This is a genomic window from Cognataquiflexum rubidum (assembly GCF_022538115.1).
GTDB lineage: Bacteria > Bacteroidota > Bacteroidia > Cytophagales > Cyclobacteriaceae > Cognataquiflexum > Cognataquiflexum rubidum.
This window is the reverse complement of sequence record NZ_JAKZAL010000058.1, coordinates 1-1,362: the sequence shown is the minus strand read 5'-3', so window position 1 is coordinate 1,362 and position 1,362 is coordinate 1. Positions and strand designations below refer to the sequence as shown.

Genomic DNA, 1,362 nt, shown 5'->3' with positions numbered 1-1,362 from the left:
CAAAGATTCTGTGTTAAGAATCAAGATAAAATATAAAATTTTTATCTTTAACCATTAAATCAGCTTAAGCTAGATTCCAAAGGTTCTGGTATGTTTATCAGGGCCTTTCTTTTTTCTTCATATCCCGGATCAAAGATTGATTCGGTTTTGTAAAGGATGTACATCAACTCCAGTAATTTTCTTTGTATTGCCACCAATGCTTTCATTTTTATCCCGTGTCTTCCTACCAATCCGGCATACGTTCTTTTATATTGCTCACAGTGTTTTACTGCTGTAAGTGCGGGAAGATGCACCGCTTTTCTAAGATATCTATTTCCTTTCTTTGATATTCTAGGTTTCCCTTTTACCGATATTCCGGACTGTTTTTCTCTGACATCGAGTCCTGCATAGCTGGTCAGCTGTTTCTTGTTTCGGATCAGTTCAAAACCGTTGGTTTCTGCCAGTACAATTGCGGCTGTGAGTTCACCCACACCCGGAATGGTTATTATATTATTTACATGGTCTTGCACTTTTTTATCCTCCCTTATCATTTGGCTGATCTCCTTTTTGATTTCCTTTTCCTGCCCGTTGAGCAGTTTAAGTCTTTTATTCAATCTCTTCAAGGAGTTGGGATTAGGGAAAGCCTCGGAGTTTTCTGCATGCAACCGGTTTTTTATAACCGTTCTCTCAGATACAATCTGCTCTCTTTCCCTTGTAAGCTGCTTGATCCTGCTATAAATCTGGTGGGGTGGCTCCCATGTATCGAGGTTCCTTTCCAGGCCAAAGCGTGTTATTGCCTCAGCAGCTGTTTTATCGGTAACCGTTTTGATATCAAGAGTCCGTGCATAATTGCTGATCTTGTTGGGAAGGACAATGGATACTTTTTTGGATTTCTTATGAAGCCAGTGAGCCAGCTTCTCATGATACACCCCCGTAGCCTCCATGACAAATAAAAGCTCGGTTTCTGCTGATAGATGCTTTTCAGTCCAATCAATCAGTTTGACAAACCCCTTTTCTGTGTTTTTGAATACGTCATCGGACTTAAATTTGATATTTAATTCTTCGTTGAGAAAACCGAATTTACTTACCAGTTCGTCCATGGCAACATCAATACCGACCACTTGTTTGAGAATCTTCATAGCTTTAGAGTTTAAGTTAAACAAAGCAAAGTGGATGTCTCCCTTTCGTTTTTTCTCCTGTTCGGATATTGTTGCTATATCGCCTAATCACGATATGCATTACATTCTGTTTAAACTCTAAGAGAAAGAAAAAGATGGGGCAATATCTTTGCGAGAATATACCATACAAGGTTATTTAGAAAAGAATTCACTCCCATCTCTCACCACTTTATGTTAATTTATGGAATCATTTCAAACATAGGAG

General features: G+C 38.8%; 1 protein-coding gene. It reads right to left on the bottom strand.

The window, feature by feature from the left end:
* Nucleotides 1-59: 59 nt before the first annotated feature.
* Nucleotides 60-1,118 carry an IS110 family RNA-guided transposase gene (locus MMU05_RS23000; protein ID WP_241144001.1) on the bottom strand — a complete coding sequence of 353 codons (1,059 nt, stop codon included), beginning with the start codon at nucleotides 1,116-1,118 and terminating at the stop codon, nucleotides 60-62.
* Nucleotides 1,119-1,362: the final 244 nt, after the last annotated feature.